Source organism: Corynebacterium sp. MSK041 (assembly GCF_030232265.1).
Classification (GTDB): Bacteria; Actinomycetota; Actinomycetes; order Mycobacteriales; family Mycobacteriaceae; genus Corynebacterium.
This window is the reverse complement of record NZ_JASPJK010000003.1, coordinates 202,482-219,472: the sequence shown is the minus strand read 5'-3', so window position 1 is coordinate 219,472 and position 16,991 is coordinate 202,482. Positions and strand designations below refer to the sequence as shown.

Genomic DNA, 16,991 nt, shown 5'->3' with positions numbered 1-16,991 from the left:
TACCCGCCGGGGTCGAGTGGGCGGTTTTTGAAGTCTGCGACCATGTCGTCGAGTTCTTCCGACATGCGTGAGACTTGTGATTTCGACAGGTTTGAAATCCCAATCGTTGCCACTAGATCATTCATCCTGCGGGTAGAGACCCCTTTGAGGTAGCAGGTGGCGATCACGGTCGATAGTGCCCGTTCTGCTCGTGAGCGTCGCTCTAACAGCCAGTCTGGGAAGAACGCGCCGTGGCGCAGCTTCGGTACTGCCACGTCGATCGTGCCGACACGGGTATCAAGGTCGCGGTGGCGATACCCGTTGCGGTGGTTGACCCGCTCGGCAGAAGCGACCCCGTATTCAGCCCCGCAGACGGTGTCAGCCTGGGCGGAGAGGATCTGGTTGATAAACCCTTGCAGCATTTGGCGCATCAAATCTGGAGATGCTTGGGCGAGCAGATCGTCCAAATAGGTTGTCGGGTCGATAGAATGCGGTGCAGCGGTCATCGTCATGTTCCTTTCGGCGAGATGTGGTAGTTGAGTCGAAAGGTTACTGGCGGTGGCCGCCCCTGTATTTCCCAGGGTCCACCATCAGCAAGCGTTACACCACACTAAGGGACGCAACCTGGCACGCTTGTTGAAGGTGTCTCGATCTGGCTACTACAAATGGTCCCACACGCAGCAGCAACGACGCTTAGGTAACGATGATCGGGCAGCGTTTTATGACGATGTTGACCGCAAGATCCACCAGATCTGGACAGACTCCGATCAGGTCTACGGTGCACCGCGCATTACCGCAGAACTCGCCGAGCGCTACGGCATTGCGCTCAACCGGAAGACCGTGGCCAAGCGGATGCGTCTGATGGGCATTGAGGGGATTTCACCGCGTGCCTTCGTCCCGGTGACCACGATTCAGTCCAAGCGTACGTCCACGCTTCCTGACCTGGTCAAGCGCATGTTTGATGCCGGTGGGCTGAACCGGGTGTGGATGTCGGATATTACCTACCTGCGCACCGGTGAAGGCTGGTTGTACTTGTGTGCGGTCCGTGATGGTCATTCCCGCCGGGTGCTGGGCTGGGCTATGGATAGTGTGCAAGATACTTCCCTGGTCGAACGGGCCCTGCGGATGGCGTATACGCTACGCGGTGAGGTTCCTGATGGCCTGGTGTTTCACGCCGACCGTGGAGCACAGTTTACAAGCGAGCAGCTCTGGGACGTCTGCCGCGAGATGGGCATTGCCCAGTCCGTCGGGCGTACCGGGGTGTGCTTCGATAACGCGATGGCCGAGTCCTTCTGGTCGACGTTGAAGACTGAGTTCTACGACCGGCAACGCTGGCCTACCCGGGATGCTGCACGCACGGGTGTCGCCCGCTGGATTGAAGTGGTCTACAACCGCCGTCGGCGCCACTCCGCGCTCGGTATGGTCAGCCCCGTCGACTTCGAGCACCAGATCACCCAGACCACCAACGGAAAAGAAACAGCTGCCTAACCATGAGGTAGCTCCACTACGTGTCCACCATTTGCGGGCAACCCCATAGTTCCGATGGCGAGCTTCCGAGGACAAACCGGTCATCACGTCCCGCTGATTCTAACAAGTCAATCACCGGTGATGGGTACGTGTGGGTGAACGATCCCGCTTCCGGAGAACTATGCGGGCAGATCGTGCTTAGTGCAAAAGTTGGTCAATCCGAACATCAGCAACTGCTCGTTAAAGCGAAGTTTGAGTTCGTCGTGACAGACCTCGCGAGATCCCCGCAAGAGATTGTTGACCCAGAGACCGGTTCGGTGAGCGGAGTGGCAAACCAAACTCTTTACGGGCAACGGACCTGGCAGGGGCACACTTCCTCGCCCCTGCTCTACGCTGGCCAGTACTTTGATACAGAATCTGGCTGGGCTTACAACCGGTACCGCTACTACCACCCGCACGCGGGTATATACAATGCGCAGGACCCCCTCGGAGTGGCACCGCGTCTTGCCTCTGCTCAAGGTTATGTCGACCATGCGGCGCATTGGTTCGATTATCTCGGACTGCACAGTGCTCACGATGCCCTACCAGGCCCTCATCCGATCTACGAAGGACGAAACGCTAAGGGGCAATTCACGGGCACGAATCCGGACGCAAGGTACGGAACCAATGTACATAAACGTTATTCCGGTGTAATGGAAGCCAATGGCTTTACTGTGGATAGGCAGCTACCGGGATCCAAAGGAAAGTTCCGGCCAGATGCCCACACAGCCAACGAGCAAGGATTCATCACCGAAGTTCGAGAGTTTAAGCCGGATACGCCAAGCGGAAGGGCCAAAGGGAAGGCTCAGTTAGCGAAGTACGAACAGTATGCTGAGAGCTACAACCGAGGCATCGCCGAGCAATATGGGGCAACTCCGCCGACTGTTCAATACGTGCTCGATTTCTATAAGCCGTGACGAATGAGAGGATGAGCGATGAAATCTAAATGCTTTCGGGATGTGTTGCTTGATTGTTTGGACGAGCATTTTTCGCGGGTAGATAGTTCTCTTGTGGGTGGTTCGTTTGTGTGGTCGATGCGATCGGGAGAGTTGGTCTGGTTCGTGCGAATGGATTATGACAACCGGGTCAAGGAGTTTTCTTTCCTCGGTGTCTCATTCGCTCCTGTCGCGTGGGTAAATGAGGATTATTCGAACACGAAACGAGCCCCGGGCGTGTTTCTTTCGCAGTTGGTTGATTTTGATTCCTTGGATTTCGTGGTTGACTATAGTGAGTTGCCTGGTCAACGGTTGTATTCTTTCTTCGAATCGGGGCTTAATGATCAGCATGTGGAGTACCGACGTCAGGATGTTCCTGAGTACTTCGGTCTCGATGTCCGGCGACGGGACCTTGATACTTTCTTTAATGCGTTGAAGGCGAGTATGCAGGAGTTGACCTCATTGGATCAGATCAGCGTGTTGCGGTACGGCGACAATCCGGAGATGACACCTGACAAGATTGAGCAGGCGTGGCAAAAGCACAAAGCGATGATGGACAGCGAGTCCTACTAGCCCGCCTGAGACGGGGTTGCCCGCAAATGGTGGACGTGTAGTCGAGCTACCTGATGGTTAGGCAGCTGTTTCTTTTTCGTTGGCGGTCTGGGGGGTGTTAGGAAGTTTGTGTGTGAGGCTCTGATTCAGAAGGAGTTTCACCGATAATGACTACGGTGTCACCGAAGAAAAACTATGACCAGGACAAGGTCAATGAGATCAGTGCAAAGCTGATGGATAACCCTGAGATCGCCAAGCTGATTGGTGAGCTGTCGACTTCTGCCGATGATGCTAGCGATTTGGTCAAAGGGCTTTTGCAGGCCTCGATCAACGCTGGTTTGCAGGCGGAAATGGAAGCTCACCTGGGCTATGAGCATTCGGATCGTAAAGCGAAAGCCCAGATGGATGCTGTTGGTGCGGCGAACTACCGCAACGGGTCCTACACCGAAACTGTCGGCTCTGCTTATGGTGTGCGAGATATCACCATGCCACGGGATCGTGCTGGTACGTTTCGCCCGCAGATGGTGCCAAAAGGTGCCCGTAGGCTCACTGAGCTCGATGACATGATCATCTCGCTGTACGCCGGCGGGATGACGGTGCGTGATATCCAGCACCACCTCGCGACCACGCTGGGGGTGGATATGAGCCCGGATACGATCAGCACGGTGAAGCGTCCTGGTTTTCGTTCCGCTTATTGAACGCCCAACGGCTGGGCGTGTGATTGTTGATAGTAGGCGTCTTCCATCTCTTGTGGGGTGATGTATCCCAATGACTCGTGCAGGCGGTGGTTGTTCCACCAGTACACCCAGCGAAGGGTCGCGATTTCGACTTCCCCAACCGACGTCCACGGCCGGTGGGGATAGATCAGCTCGGTCTTGTAGAGACCGTTGACCGTTTCCTCCAACGCGTTGTCGTAGGAATCGCCGACGGTGCCAACGGACGGATCGATCCCAGCTTGAGCGAGCGCCTCACCGTAGCGGATGGACACGTACTGCGAGCCGCGATCGCTGTGGTGGACTAGTCCTTCAGCACGAAGATCACCTGCCTGATAAGGAGCGTGCTCAAAAGCCTCAAGAGGCAGCTCATCGGTGCGCATGCTCGCCCTGGTGGCAACCCCGACAATCTTGCGGGAGTACACATCGGTGATGAACGCGGTGCACGCAAACCCCGACAGGGTATGCACGTAGGTGATGTCAGCGACCCACAGCCGGTGCGGCGCTGACGCGGTGAAGTCACGATTCACCAGATCAGGGCGACGATCCAGGACATCAGCCCGAAGCGTTGTGATCGGAGTGCGGCCCCTTCTGCGGCCTTGGATGCCGGCGAGTTTCATCAACCGTGCCGTCTGATCCCGACCGATGTCCCAGCCAGCGCGCTGCATGGCCTTCCACATCTTGCGTACCCCGTACACGCTGAAGTTGTCCTCGAAGACTCTCACCAATTCGGGGATAAGCAGCGCGTCTGACAAGCTCCTGGCCGACGGGGCTCGTGTTTTCGCTGCTCGGTAGCCGCGAGAGGTGATAAACCCACATTCTGTCTGCCTTAACGTGCGACAGATGGCCTCGACCCCGAAGCGATCGCGATACGTGTCGATGTATTCGATCATCTTCTGGTGGGACGGTCGAGTTCCGCTGCGAAAAAAGCTGACGCGGTCTTTAAGATCTCGTTCGCTCTGCGCAGCTCTTTGTTCTCCTGCCGCAGACGCTTCAGTTCGTCGTCAACCGACTCGCCAGTGCTCCGCTGAACGTCGGGGGACGCTTTGACAGGTTTCAACCAGTTGTTGAACGTGTGCGCCGAGACGCCGAGCTTCTCGCCGATCTCCTCCGCCGCCGCCCACTTCGAACACCCCTCAAGCTCAACGAGCTCCTCGGCCAACCTCACCGCCTTGTCCTTGAACTCGTCACTGAACTTCCTAGGCATGATCCAATCCTCCTCTAGAAACGATCGGAACTAAACCCAGGACACTTCAGTAAGCGAGATTGAGCAAAACCCTGCTAAGTGCGGACTATTAGAGCCACGGTTCATTCTGATCACAACCGACTTGGCAGGTTCTCCGCAAGAACTGATTGACCCTTTGTCAGGCCAGGTCGTTGGACAAGCAACCCAAACTCTTTACGGTGTGCGCATTTGGAACGGATCAGCCTCGTCACCACTCTTGTACGCTGGCCAGTACATGGATACCGAGTCGGGCTGAGCTTACAATCGCTATCGATACTACAATCCGAAAGCTGGCGTCTACAACGCCCAAGACCCACTAGGCGTTAGGCCTGGGATCGCTTCGGCTCAAGGCTACGTCGACCATGCCTCCCACTGGTATGACTACCTCGGGTTGCACGATCCGCACAAAGCGCTTGCACGGAACTCAACACCCACAGAAAAATACCGAGATCGGCGTTGGAAAGTGGGTGACCATCACGCTGACGTCATGAAAAACGGTGATGCACCTAGCAGAAGTACGCAGCGAGCGCGGTTCTGGAAGAACGAAGCCGCCTTTAACGCCGACGCATATGGCAAGGATGCAGTGGAGCGGATGCGGAAGGGGCAAGGACCACAGCGAGTCAATAGTAAAAAGCAGGATGCCATGCCTGACAGTGGTGGTTGGGAAACCATGGAGGTCAGTCATGAGCCGATTCCTTACCGTGATGGAGGGAAAGAATTGGTTGCTCGTTGGTCCCAAGATCATGCAGCAATCGACCCGTATCGTCACCCTGGGTACTGACCATATCGCCGAAATAGAGAGGAAGACCATGTCAAAGACTTTCAATGAGATGTTTATGGAGGCCACGTCCAAGGATCCACGGGCGAGGACTATTGAGTTTGAGGGGAAGACTCTGCATCTGGGCTTGCGGGTGTTTCCGGAGCCGGGGGTGGAAACCCTGATTGAGTGGGAGTTTGATTCCCCGCATCCTGTAGGTGAGGTTGCTATCCAGTTGAGTGCAATTCGGTGTAGTTTTCGGTTCACCGGTGTTGATAAAGCCGAGACTGTTATTGGGGTTCATGGGGAGGCTAACCGGGGGTGGATTATTGTTGACAAGCTTGGTGATGACCCGGTGGTGTTGGTGACAAACGCGTGGCTTGATCCTCGTCTTGGGGACCAGTTCGAGTTTAATTATGGCAATCAGGCGATGCTTATTGATGAAACGCAGCCCGGCACGTATGTCATCCGGGCGAATAATGCTGTAACGGATGATCGTATGGCGTTTAGTGATTTCACTGCGACGGTGAAGGTGACCACGCTTGGTGCCTCTGCGGGCTATGAGCCCGGGTATGGGGAGATTCACCCTGATTATCCGATTGAGAATTATCGTTATGTTGATACTGGTGGGCAGGCGTTGAGTTCCGAGAGGTATCAGGCGATGAGTTTTGATGCTGATGATTCTGCGGTGTTGACGGATGCTATTGCGATGGTTACGCACCGTTGGGATGATGTTGCCACTGTGCTCGGCCGTGGCAGGAACTTTGTGGATTTACGTTTGAATCTTGAAGATGATTCGATGAGTGAGTTTGGTATTCGTGATGAAGCGAAGCTGTGGGGGCTTGCAGCGGTGCGTCTAAGTGATGGCACGATCTTGGAAGATGGCACCATCCGGTACCAAAATCCCAACCAGCCTTATTAGCGTTGTAACACTAGGGCCAGGTTAGACACTGCGAGACTGTTGTGGCTGTTTCCTTCCAGTTGCTAGAAAGTGTGTTCTATGAGTGAAAGCATTGCAACAGAAGTTGCCCGTTTGGTGGGGATTAAGTCCTGTGAAGATAGTGTTTTCTGAAGACCATGATCACCTGATTTTGAAAAAGGATGATGGTAATGACCTTGCCTGACATTATTGCGGTTGAGCCAACTGCAGAGAAGCTTTTGTTGCCTAGTGTGCCGCAGCGTTTGGCGCTGCCGCCTCGTTCTACTCCGGCGTTGGAGCGCTTCGGTGAACAAGTCCTTGGTGAGTACATCCCTAGTTTTGAGGTCATTGGGGATGGGATTATCGGGTTGACTGTCAACCACCCATACCCCAGTTCACTTGCAAAGAATCGGGATAAGATTGCCATTGAGAACCATGTGTGCCTTGCGGTGCCCAAATTTAGTTACGTTGTCACCCGTGGTACGGAACGTCCCACTCATCGCATTCGCACCTACGAAGATGATCTGCCGTATTATTCCCCGGAACTGGTTGATGAGAGGCTCGAGTTCATGACCAACATCACCATCCCTAAAGGGAGTGAGAGTTTTATTGTTGTTTCTCAACGCAACAGTGATGATGAGGAGGATGATTATGATGATGTGCGTACCAGTCATATCCGTGCGCGGTGGGAGGCTGAGAACCAGGACTGGGCTGTAGAATACCGCAATGCGGATACAGGTGAACAGTTCTTCACTTTCACTCCGTCGAGTGATGAAGTTGCACGTTTGATTAAAGGGTGGGTCGCCCACCAAAAGGATATCGCCAGCTTGACTACGTGGACACCACGCCAACGATAAACGCACTTGCACTGAACTGCTGTGAACTGCGCCCCATTAGTTGCCATTAGGGGGGGGAGCTTTGCCCGGTCGCGTGCCCTCAGCTCCCGGGAATTGTGAACATGGGGCCAGCGGGGCGTCGTTTAGCGGGGGCGGGGTCCTGCTCATAAGATCGACGTATGGCTCTTCAGGCCCGGGCGCTGACATTCAAGCGCCAGAAGGAACAGTCGGCGGCAGTGCGCCTCCTGCACGCTGACCATGCGCCTGTGGTCCTGGCCTTGATCGCTGATTACTTCCCGCGCGGCGCCGAGCCGAGGCCTGCCAGCGAAGTCTATGAGCGGATGGCCGCCGATTTTTCGCTGCTGCGCGACACCTTTGACCTGCCGAAGACCCCGCAGGCGTACTGCAATGATTGGGTGAAGGCGGGGTGGCTGGTCCGCAAATCGGGCACCCAGGTGACGGGGGAGACGCTGGAGCCGAGCGAGGACGGGCTGTTGGCGCTGCAGATGATGGACCGGGTTGGGGGTCCGTATTCGGCGGTGACGGCGAGTAGGGTGGCGTCGATAAGCAATGCTTTGCAGGACCTCGCGCGGGACACGGACCCGAATATTGCGACGCGTCTGGAACATCTGTATCGGCAGCGTGAGCGCGTGGATGAGCTGATCGCGAGCGTGGAGCGCGGCGAGTTTGAGCTGCCTTCGAATGCGAGCGTGCAGGAGCGGGTGGGCGATATTTTGGGCATGGCGTCGGCGATCCCGAGTGATTTTGCGCGTGTGCGGCACCAGTTGGAAGTGCTGAACCTGGATTTGCGCAGGCAGCTGCTGGATCCGGAGGGTAACCGGGGTGATGTGCTGGAGGAAATCTTCGCCGGTGTGGATGTGATTTCGGAATCAGATGCCGGGCGGAGCTTCAACGGATTTTACCGGCTGGTGGTGGACGCGGAGCATGGCGCGTGGGTGGAGTCCTGGATCGCGGAGATCTTGGAACGCGTTGATGGTGGTGTGCTGGACCAGGAGACGCGTTCGCAGTTGAGGAATCTTTTCCGCAACCTGGAAGACGCAGGTTATGAGGTTAATCGGATGATGACACGGCTGGCGCGGAACCTGCGCAACTACGTGTCGAGTGAGCAGTTCGCGGAGGACCGTCGGATGATCGAGCTGTTGCGAGACACGCGCAAGCTTGCGGCGGATGCGGCGGAGGCTGAAGAGCTTTCGCCGACGAAGCGGATGGATACACCGCTGCAGCGGATCGGCATGGCTGTGAATTCTGTCGCCCAGATCAAGTTGGCGGATCCGGGGGCGGAGGTGATCACGTCGGATGTGGAGCGCTTCGAGGCCACGGAGGGGGATGCCGAGGCGTTGCTTGAACTCGTGCGTGAATCGGAGATTGACCTTGAGGAGCTTTCCGACGCAATCGCTGAGGCCGTCCACAAACAGGGCAAACCCTCTATCGCGGATGTGCTTAGACGCCACCCCGCGACGCAGGGCCTGGCATCGGTGGTGGGGACGGTGTACCTGGCCATGCAGTTTGGTGTTCAGTTGGATGGGCGTGAAACAGTGCGCTTTGAGGAAGATGATGGGTCTGTGCGCGTAGCGGCGATCCCGCTATGGACCTTCGATGCCACATCAGTAGAGGAGATGCGATGACGGAAGCATTGTGGAGCGGGGACACGGGAACGTTGTCCTATGAGTCGCGCCGGGCGTTGGTGGATTTGCTCAAAGGGCCGCTGATCAGTGCAGACAGGAAGAAGGACACGTGGAACGCCATCTTGAGCGACAAGGAGGCGTTGCGCAGCTGGCTGCACGATGTGTTCTTGGAGTTGGTCATTGATGAGGAGGCCGGCATCGCGTTCACCCGGCACGTGCGCCCGGATAATGATGATGTGCACGTCCCGCCGGTGCTGCGCACGGATGCCCTGACGCACCTGCAAACAGCGATCCTTCTGCAGCTGCGCCATGAGCTGGGCATGAGTACGCCCGGTGAGCGCGTGGTGGTGGGTGAGGATGAGCTGTACACCGCGATTGGGTACGTCCGGGCGGTGGATAACCGCGATGAGGCTGGGTTTAAGCGCCGTTTTGATGCGGCGATCAACACGATCAAGAACAAGTACAGCCTGCTCACGGAGACAGAGACAGACGGCCGCTACGTGGTCTCACCGGTGCTACGCCATATTTTTGACGCGGACACTGTTTACGCGCTGCGCGAAGAGTACCTGCGCCTGGCTGGAGCAGAAGAGGCTGAGGGAGAAAATCAGTGACCGAGCAATTCAGGTTGGCCCGCGTACAGCTGGTGAACTGGGGGACGTTCCACGGGTACTTTGACATTCCCGTGGGCCAGAAAGGTTTCCTCATTACAGGTGCGTCGGGTTCGGGCAAGTCCACGCTTATCGACGCTTTCTCCACCATCCTCGTCCCCCAATCCAAAATCCGTTACAACGCTGCGGCGCAGCAGGATACGAACCGGGATAAGGGCCGCAGCCGCGTGTCCTATATACGTGGTGCCTGGCGGAGGAGCGAAGACCCGACCACGGGGGAGATCCGGAGCCAGTACCTGCGGGAAGGTGCTACCGCGACTGTGGTTGCGATGACGTATCGCAGCAAGAGCGAAACATACACGTTGGTGGCAATTTTCCGCCTGAATGCAGGACAGAACTCTGAAGCCCAGGTAAAAACGCTTTACGGGATTTTCCCAGACGAGGTGGACGTGGATACATTCATGCCACACCTGGTGAACTCGCTGGATAAACGCAAGCTGGAACAGCAGTTCAAAACACCAAGCAACGGTGTGACGTTCACGGACCAGTATTCGGTGTTTGCTAACCGTTTCCGCGCGCGCCTGGGCATTGATGGTGAGGATGCGCAGATGCTGCTACATCGCACCCAGTCCGCGAAGTCCTTGAGCAGCATGGATGAGCTGTTCCGGGACTACATGCTGGAGCGGCCGTCAACATTTGAATTAGCGGATGAGGCCGTGGCCACGCACGGTGATTTGCGGTATGCCTACGAGCGCCTGGAGGACCTCAACCGCCAGATTGACGCCCTGGCCCCGCTTCCGGGTTTGCAGGCCACACTCGAGGGTGCACAAGTTGAGCGCGCCCACGCGGAGGCATTAGCGGCCGCGCTGCCCTCTGTACGCCGTGCGATTGAGGCCGCTGAGCTGCGCGATGCCATCACGACATATAAGGCCCAACGAGAGGCCGTCAAGGTTGAGGAAAGTGCACTTACCCAGCGTAAAGAGGCGCAGCAGGAAGCGAAGCAACGGGCTTACGCGAAGCTTGGGGGTTTTCAAGGAGAGGGTGTCACGGCCCTCCGTGAACGCATCGACCGTGAGCAGGAGGTGCTTCAGGCGCGCACAACGAAGGCCACGCAGCTGCAGCAGATCCTTGGTGTTGATGAGCTGACCACAGACACGTTCGCGGAGCTGAAGGCGCAGGCGCGCCGTGAGGTTGAGGAAGCTCCTGCGGAGCGCGAAGTTTTAGACGCTGCGTGGTCGGATGCACGCGCCCACAAACAGCAGCTTGAATACCAGGAACACGTAATCGAGCAAGAGCTTATGGGCCTGGGGAAGCGTGAGAACAACATTGACCAAGGCTTCATTGACCTGCGCGCGCAGATGTGCCATGACACGAACATCGCTGTCCACGAACTGCCCTTCGTGGGCGAATTGATTGATGTAGTGGCGCACGAGGCGGAATGGGAGCCCGTGATTCAGCGGCTGCTGTCCAACTTTGCCATCACACTGCTGGTGCCTGAGGAACATGAGCGGGCAGTGAACAGTTGGGTCAACAGCCGACGTTTGGGCCGCAGGTTGGAGTACCGCACGGTGCCGCCCGGTGCGACGCACCCAAGGCGGCCGAAGAACACCGCCAGCCTCTTCCACAAGATCACTGTGGTGGACGGTCCAATGCAGCCTTGGCTGGAGCAGGTCCTGGCCAGCACGTTTGATTACGCGCTCGTTCGTACCGTCGAAGAGCTGGAGCAGCAAACCCAGCGCGCTGCCACCATCGACGGCTTGGAGCGCAACGTGCGCGACCGCACCATGTCCACGCGCTACATCAAGGATGATCGCCGCCCGCTCGGCCAGCGCCGTGATTACCGTCTGGGTTCCTCGAACCACGCCAAGGTGGAATCGCTACGCAGCTCGCTGAAAGAGGCCCGCCAGGAAACAACAGCAGCCTTAAACCGAGTCCAGGAACTGCAGCGCAAGCGCGATAGCCTGCAGCATCGCCTCGAGCAGGTGAAACTGATTGCGGAGACGGAGTGGGGGGAGGTGGATAAGGGGAGCGTCGAGAAACAATTGGTGCTGTTGCGAGGGGAGCTGGAGCTTCTCACATCCTCGCCCGAGGCGCGGCAGTTGAGCGAGGCCTACGAGCTTGCGCGTGCCACCTCGCAGGCCACCGAAGCGGAGCTGCAGGAGGTACAGCGCCAGATCACGGTTGCGGACACGAACATCGCTGCAGCTCAGGCGCGACTTGCGGAAGTTGAGCTCACTGACATCGAGGTCGACCCGGAACTTTTCCACGAGTTGGAGGACAAGCTGAAAAGCCGCAAGCGCCGCCTCACACGCGAGAACATCAATTCGCTTTCCGACGAAGTCCAGGCCGAACTCGACTCCACCCTCAAACGCGCCGCCCAAGCCATAACCAGCGCGAACACCAAGATTGGCAATATCTTGACCAGCTACCTCGCCGGGTGGCCCTCCGAATCCGCTGAACTGCGCGCCGAACCGGAGTTTGCGGGCGAGGCCATCAACCGCCTTGAAGCGCTACGTGCAGACCGCCTGCCGGAATTCCGCGGCCGCTTCCTCGAGCTGCTCAACGGTCAGTCCGTCATGCACTTGAGCCACATATCCACCCAGCTAGCGCGGGCGAAGGGCGATATTGAAACGAACCTTGGCCCGATCAACGCGTCCTTGAAACGGTCCCCGTACACCCCCGAAGGCGGCGGCCGCTACCTGCAAATCGAGGTCCGCGATAACCGTGGGCCGGAAGTCCGCGAATTCCAGCAAGACCTACGCGACGCAACCGCCGGCAGTCTGAGCGCCGCGGATGAAAGCGAAGCGATCGAGCGCTACCACCGGCTGGCAAAGATCATGGACCGGCTCGCCTCCTCTGAACGCGCGGATACCCGCTGGCGCAACCTGGTTCTGGATACCCGCCGTCACGTGAAATTCGTGGGCAATGAAATCGATGCGGATGGTGAGGTGTACAACACCCACGTCGACTCCGCTTCTCTGTCCGGTGGGCAGGCGCAGAAACTCGTGTTCTTCTGCCTCGCCGCCGCCCTGCGCTACCGCCTCGCCGGCGTGGACGCTGGCGTGCCCACCTACGCCACCGTTGTCTTGGATGAGGCCTTTGACCGCGCTGACCCCACCTTCACCCGCACCGCGATGGACGTGTTCACCAGCTTCGGGTTCCACATGATCCTGGCCACGCCGATGAAGCTGATCAAGACTTTGTCGCCGTACGTCGACGGGACCATCGTGGTCAACTACACCGAAACGCCACAGGCACGGTCCACCTTCGAGTTCATCGATACCCACGATGGGTAGTGCCTGATGCGTTTACCTGATCAGCTTCCGTTGAGCCTCAACATTGAGCGTGCGCTGTTGGGATCTGGCTTGCCCGGATCGATTCCCCTGCACCCGCCGACCGCCAAGAGTGTCCTGGCGGACCCTGCTTCCGCCACCTTGTTTGTCCGCGCCTGGCAAGCATACGAGCCTCAAGCCGAAGTGGAATGGGCCACCCGACGCTGGGCGCACCTGGGGCAGCAGCGCATGCCGGTACGCGTGAATATTGGCAGTTGGGAGCGGGTAGCGGAACTCACCGGGCAGGCTGACACGTTGGCGTTGGCGCGTTCGCGCTTTGCCGCACTTGTGGCGCTGTTCCCGTATTCGCCGGGTTTGCCCGGTTTTCGGGTGGCCGCCGCGCGCAGTCACAACGCGTGGCTGCCCATGGATGATGCGGACTTCACCCGCATGCTCAGTGTCCTGACCTGGCTGTATGTCCACCCTGCCTCTGGCCTTCGCCCGCGCGCCGTGCCCGTCGAAGGTGTGGACACCAAATGGATCGACCGCCACCAGGGCCTCCTATTGCGCCTGCTCAAACCGCTCGGCTACGCCAGTTTGGGGCTCTCGCTGACTGACGCCACCCTCCGCCTCCGCTTCCTCGACCCCTCCCTCGCCCCCACCCCTGATCTCCTGGACATCGCTGTGCCGGTTAACGCCCTGCGGCTCCCCCACGGTTTGACGGTGGTGGTCGTGGAGAACAAGGAGACCTTCCTCGCACTGCCGCAGGCCCCTGTTGGGTCCAACGCCGTCCTTGTGTTTGGCGCTGGGTACAGCGGGGCACAGTTGGCGGAGCTGGATTGGATCCGCACCGCCAACGTCCTGTACTGGGGTGATGCGGATGCGGACGGCTACGCCATCCTCAACGCGCTACGCAGCCACATGCCAGTACCGGGGGCTGTGAGGAGTGTGGGGATGGATAGTGCGACCGTCGAGAGGTTTTTGCACCTGTCAGTGGAAGATCCTGGCGATCCCACCCGCCACCTGCCGCACCTCACCGAGGAGGAGGAATGCGCCCGTCGTCTCCTGGTCACCCGCGGCAACCGTCGGCTGGAGCAGGAGCGAGTGGCGCTGGACTGGGTCCTCGCCCAAGATGCCTTCGCCGCGATTTGGGGCTAGTGGGGGCGGGCGCGGGCGTCGTTAAGCGAATGCACCAAGCGTTCGACGAGAAAGTGAACCGTCGTCGAAGCAGTCCCCCGCCCAACGGTGGCATCGAGCTCGGCCAAACTGACAAATTCTTCCGGTACACGCGATCGAGCGCGAGAGATCGCAGTTTTAATGTCGGTCTCAGAGAAAGACATTGGCACGTTCTTTCTGTACCCCGGCAGATAGCGCTCTAACCGGTGAAGTACCTCGGATTTCGTGCCTACGCCACGGCCGTCCTCAAAGTGGAGGAGAAGCCAATACTCGAACTGTGGAATGCAGAGCCCAACTCCTCTATCCCCTTTTTCGCTCCGCTCCCGCGACCACCGGAATACCTCTTCGAGTTGGGCATCCGCCCAGTCGTCAGCGTCGAGTACCACCCACATCTGATCCCCACTTCGTAGCTCTCCGCCACGCTTCAATTCCTCGATGAGCGCGTCAGCTGCGCGAGCTAATGCAGGTGGATCATTGGGTTTACCGGGATTGACCATCACTTTGACTGAAGGTTCATGGAAGTAATCCATGTCGAAGTAGCGTTTCTCCGTTTCCCCTTCGACCACAATGCCAAACAACGAACGGATTTTCCGGGTGCCAGACGAATGAGTTTTCCGCCCGAGCTTGTCACGGCGCCGCTGTCTACCGGACACGCTCCTTTTCCGGCTAACCATGTGCAAACTCCAGCGGATCCAGCGCGGGAACTCCTCCGAAACGCCCCTGTAAGTAGCTCTTGCGGAGGTCGGCGTCTTTGCGGGCCCCCTCGTAGTCAGAAAGCGCCGTTGCAGAAGTTTGGCCGCGGTGATCTTTTTCGATCAGCCAGATCTCGTCGCGGCGGAGTATCTGCGGATCCATAAGTAGCAGATCGTGTGTGGTGAAAATCAACTGTGCTCTGCTATCTGGCTCGCATGTGTTGAGGAACCCGCGGATGAGTGCGCGGGATAGTTCGGTGTGAAAACTACGGTCAATCTCATCAATCATGAGAACTCCGCGCGCACCCTTTGCTGCTAAGACGGAAACCAATTCCAGCAAGCGGGCTGCCGCTTTCGTCCCGTCGGATTCATCTGACCATTTCAGACGCACAGGCGTGTTTGTGCCGTTGTCGTGCTCCAGTGTCATCCGGTGCACCACCAAATTGTCCCCTTTTAGTGCTACCCGGAATCGGCCGTGTTCGTTTTCCGCCTCGATGGGCGCTGGGTAGCGTTCGAGTGCTTGCCGGTACTCACGCAAGTACTCAGGGCTCACGCCCATTGCGGAAGGTTCCACTTCCTCGGCATGGACACCGGCAATGCCAGCGTCGATGTGCGTGATGGTTTTCTGCCAGTCTCCAACACCGAACTGTCCCGTTGTCACATCCACCGCGCCTGCAGGTACTACCAGCACTGCCTTTAGGAATTCGCTCACTGCCAGCAGAGGTTCGAGCATTTGCTTATCGACGTCCCCACCAAAATTCACCTCCGCCACATACGACGCTAGTGGCACCTTCTTTGGTACGGCTTCAAGCAATGTCCGTACTTTCTCCGCGCCGGAGTCCTCTTGGTCGAGATACGGAAACGAAAACGTGTCGCCTTCCCGGGCAAACACTTCTTGATCCACGCGAGAAAGCAGCTTGGTCAGGTATTCTTCGACGACAGAATGCGCGTTGAAGCAGAGCACGTACTCATACATCATCCCGTTCCACTCAAACAGCAATTCAAACGAGGTTGGTTGCTTCGAAGCGGAGTGCTCCAAGGCGAAGGGATCGTAGGGCATCGGCTCGTTTGGGCGGGGAGGGTTAGAGACTAAATCTTTCAGCGTTTGCATCGCTTTGAGGAAATTTGACTTTCCCGCAGCGTTCGCGCCAAAGAGACCAGCAATAGGGTTGAGGGTTTTCTGGTACCGCTTCGAGAGCACCGGGTTTCGTTCCCGTAAGTGCTGTTCACGGGTGGCAACCATGTTCAGTGAGGCGGGCTGATAAATGGAGCGGAAGTTAGCAACGGTGAAGTCTAAGAGCATGAAATCATAATAAATACTCTCGGTGAAGATGCAATAGTTCTGCGTCTTCTTGTTTATATGAGAATCGTGCATGCAGCCGGGTCAGGCGGCTGGCGGGCGGAGGACGAGCACCAGGTTCGACACCGCGAACTCACGCAGGACGGGAACGTGGGTGACCCACCACGCCCAGCGCGGGTGATAGCGGGGGAAAGCGGCGACGAGTTCGGCGCGGCCGGTGGCGTCCATATGGCGGGCCCAGGACAAACCCTCGCGGGCGGAGACGGCAAAAAGGGAGGTGCCCCACACATTCTTGGGGGGATGGCCGTGCTTCTTCTCGTAGTGGCGGCGAGCAAAGTCACCGCCCACGTAGTGCTGCCACAGGCCGGTTTCGTGGCCGCCGAAGGGGCCGAGCCAGACGGTGTAGCTGAGGATAGTCAGTCCGCCCGGTTTGGTCACGCGGAGCATTTCTTCCCCCATGGCCTGCCAGTTGGGGATGTGTTCGGCGACGTTGGAGGAGTACACCACGTCGAAGGAGTGGTCCCGGAAAGGCAGCGCGGTGCCGTCACCGCGTACGGCGCCGTAGCCGGTCAGGCCGGCGGCGGACATCTCCGACACGTTGGGTTCCAGGCCGATGTACCAGGTGTCCGCAAACGCATCGGTGAAGTAGCCGGGGCCGCCGCCCACGTCCAAGACGGAACGGGTGGGGAGAGGGTGGGGGGTGTCGGCCAGGAGGGCGTCGATAAGCATGCGCGTGTCTTGGGCGAGAGCACCGTAGAACTTCGCGGGTGCGCTTTGCTCGTGGCGGAAGGAGGCGAGCAGGCGCAGGGAACGCCGCAGGGTGGCAAAACGGCGGGTCCGTGGCAGGGGCATTGGGTGGAGTATACGCGGTGCTA

General features: G+C 58.2%; 14 protein-coding genes and 2 pseudogenes. 10 read left to right on the top strand and 6 right to left on the bottom strand.

Going from position 1 to position 16,991, the window contains the following annotated elements; genetic code table 11:
- Nucleotides 1–485: transposase (locus QP968_RS04925; protein ID WP_284855293.1), on the bottom strand; the 485-nt coding region annotated here is incomplete at its 3' end.
- A 118-nt stretch (nt 486–603) separates the two neighbouring features.
- Here QP968_RS04925 and QP968_RS04920 point away from each other — a divergent pair.
- The 4 genes and pseudogenes from QP968_RS04920 to QP968_RS04905 form a co-directional block, all read left to right on the top strand.
- A pseudogene (locus tag QP968_RS04920) lies at nt 604–1,467 on the top strand (IS3 family transposase); the annotation flags it as partial.
- A 134-nt stretch (nt 1,468–1,601) separates the two neighbouring features.
- Nucleotides 1,602–2,402, top strand: coding sequence for an RHS repeat-associated core domain-containing protein (locus QP968_RS04915; RefSeq protein WP_284855292.1), 801 nt, complete (start codon nt 1,602–1,604; stop codon nt 2,400–2,402).
- A 255-nt stretch (nt 2,403–2,657) separates the two neighbouring features.
- Nucleotides 2,658–2,993 carry a hypothetical protein gene (locus QP968_RS04910; RefSeq protein WP_284855291.1) on the top strand — a complete coding sequence of 112 codons (336 nt, stop codon included), beginning with the start codon at nt 2,658–2,660 and terminating at the stop codon, nt 2,991–2,993.
- Between the two features lie 146 nt (nt 2,994–3,139).
- Nucleotides 3,140–3,640 (top strand): annotated as a pseudogene (locus QP968_RS04905) (transposase); the annotation flags it as partial.
- Nucleotides 3,641–3,663: 23 nt separating this feature from the next.
- On the opposite strand, the gene QP968_RS04900 reads toward QP968_RS04905, so the two are convergent.
- Together QP968_RS04900 and QP968_RS04895 are read right to left on the bottom strand one after the other, a co-directional pair.
- A protein-coding gene (locus QP968_RS04900; RefSeq protein WP_284855290.1) for an IS3 family transposase occupies nt 3,664–4,892 on the bottom strand; the annotation gives its coding sequence in 2 pieces (ribosomal slippage) (nt 3,664–4,616 and nt 4,616–4,892; 1,230 coding nt in all).
- A gap of 442 nt (nt 4,893–5,334) precedes the next feature.
- Nucleotides 5,335–5,595 carry a hypothetical protein gene (locus QP968_RS04895; RefSeq protein WP_284855289.1) on the bottom strand — a complete coding sequence of 87 codons (261 nt, stop codon included), beginning with the start codon at nt 5,593–5,595 and terminating at the stop codon, nt 5,335–5,337.
- Between QP968_RS04895 and QP968_RS04890 the strand changes: the two genes are divergently transcribed.
- The 6 genes from QP968_RS04890 (at nt 5,594) to QP968_RS04865 (ending at nt 14,106) form a co-directional block, all read left to right on the top strand.
- Nucleotides 5,594–6,589, top strand: a complete 996-nt coding sequence (locus tag QP968_RS04890; RefSeq protein WP_284855288.1) for a hypothetical protein — start codon at nt 5,594–5,596, stop codon at nt 6,587–6,589. The genes QP968_RS04895 and QP968_RS04890 overlap by 2 nt on opposite strands.
- A gap of 188 nt (nt 6,590–6,777) precedes the next feature.
- Nucleotides 6,778–7,443: a hypothetical protein gene (locus QP968_RS04885; RefSeq protein WP_284855287.1), complete on the top strand. Its 666-nt coding sequence runs from the start codon at nt 6,778–6,780 to the stop codon at nt 7,441–7,443.
- A gap of 158 nt (nt 7,444–7,601) precedes the next feature.
- Nucleotides 7,602–9,068 (top strand): DUF3375 domain-containing protein, encoded by a 1,467-nt coding sequence (locus tag QP968_RS04880; RefSeq protein ID WP_284855286.1) that lies wholly within the window; start codon nt 7,602–7,604, stop codon nt 9,066–9,068.
- Nucleotides 9,065–9,679, top strand: a complete 615-nt coding sequence (locus tag QP968_RS04875; protein WP_284855285.1) for a DUF4194 domain-containing protein — start codon at nt 9,065–9,067, stop codon at nt 9,677–9,679. Before QP968_RS04880 ends, QP968_RS04875 begins: the two co-directional genes overlap by 4 nt.
- Nucleotides 9,676–12,972 carry an ATP-binding protein gene (locus QP968_RS04870; protein ID WP_284855284.1) on the top strand — a complete coding sequence of 1,099 codons (3,297 nt, stop codon included), beginning with the start codon at nt 9,676–9,678 and terminating at the stop codon, nt 12,970–12,972. The genes QP968_RS04875 and QP968_RS04870 overlap by 4 nt, the downstream gene beginning before the upstream one ends.
- A 6-nt stretch (nt 12,973–12,978) precedes the next feature.
- Nucleotides 12,979–14,106, top strand: coding sequence for a DUF3322 domain-containing protein (locus QP968_RS04865; protein ID WP_284855283.1), 1,128 nt, complete (start codon nt 12,979–12,981; stop codon nt 14,104–14,106).
- Here QP968_RS04865 and QP968_RS04860 read toward each other — a convergent pair.
- Genes QP968_RS04860 through QP968_RS04850 form a run of 3 tightly spaced genes read right to left on the bottom strand, consistent with a single transcriptional unit; the run spans nt 14,103 to nt 16,968 of the window.
- Complete coding sequence (locus QP968_RS04860) at nt 14,103–14,777, bottom strand: RloB family protein (protein ID WP_284855282.1); 675 nt, start codon at nt 14,775–14,777, stop codon at nt 14,103–14,105. The genes QP968_RS04865 and QP968_RS04860 overlap by 4 nt on opposite strands.
- A 13-nt stretch (nt 14,778–14,790) precedes the next feature.
- Entirely contained in the window at nt 14,791–16,191 is a 1,401-nt protein-coding gene (locus QP968_RS04855; protein ID WP_284855281.1) for an AAA family ATPase, read from the bottom strand.
- A 9-nt stretch (nt 16,192–16,200) separates the two neighbouring features.
- On the bottom strand, nt 16,201–16,968 hold the full coding sequence (locus tag QP968_RS04850) for a class I SAM-dependent methyltransferase (protein ID WP_284855280.1): 768 nt from the start codon (nt 16,966–16,968) through the stop codon (nt 16,201–16,203).
- Between the last annotated feature and the right edge of the window lie 23 nt (nt 16,969–16,991).

Coding starts and splice junctions, on each gene's coding strand:
- QP968_RS04890 (WP_284855288.1), top strand. CDS start 5,594: ATGAGCCGATTCCTTACCGTGATGGAGGGAAAGAATTGGTTGCTCGTT.
- QP968_RS04895 (WP_284855289.1), bottom strand. CDS start 5,595: ATGACTGACCTCCATGGTTTCCCAACCACCACTGTCAGGCATGGCATC.
- QP968_RS04885 (WP_284855287.1), top strand. CDS start 6,778: ATGACCTTGCCTGACATTATTGCGGTTGAGCCAACTGCAGAGAAGCTT.
- QP968_RS04880 (WP_284855286.1), top strand. CDS start 7,602: ATGGCTCTTCAGGCCCGGGCGCTGACATTCAAGCGCCAGAAGGAACAG.
- QP968_RS04875 (WP_284855285.1), top strand. CDS start 9,065: ATGACGGAAGCATTGTGGAGCGGGGACACGGGAACGTTGTCCTATGAG.
- QP968_RS04865 (WP_284855283.1), top strand. CDS start 12,979: ATGCGTTTACCTGATCAGCTTCCGTTGAGCCTCAACATTGAGCGTGCG.
- QP968_RS04855 (WP_284855281.1), bottom strand. CDS start 16,191: ATGCACGATTCTCATATAAACAAGAAGACGCAGAACTATTGCATCTTC.
- QP968_RS04850 (WP_284855280.1), bottom strand. CDS start 16,968: ATGCCCCTGCCACGGACCCGCCGTTTTGCCACCCTGCGGCGTTCCCTG.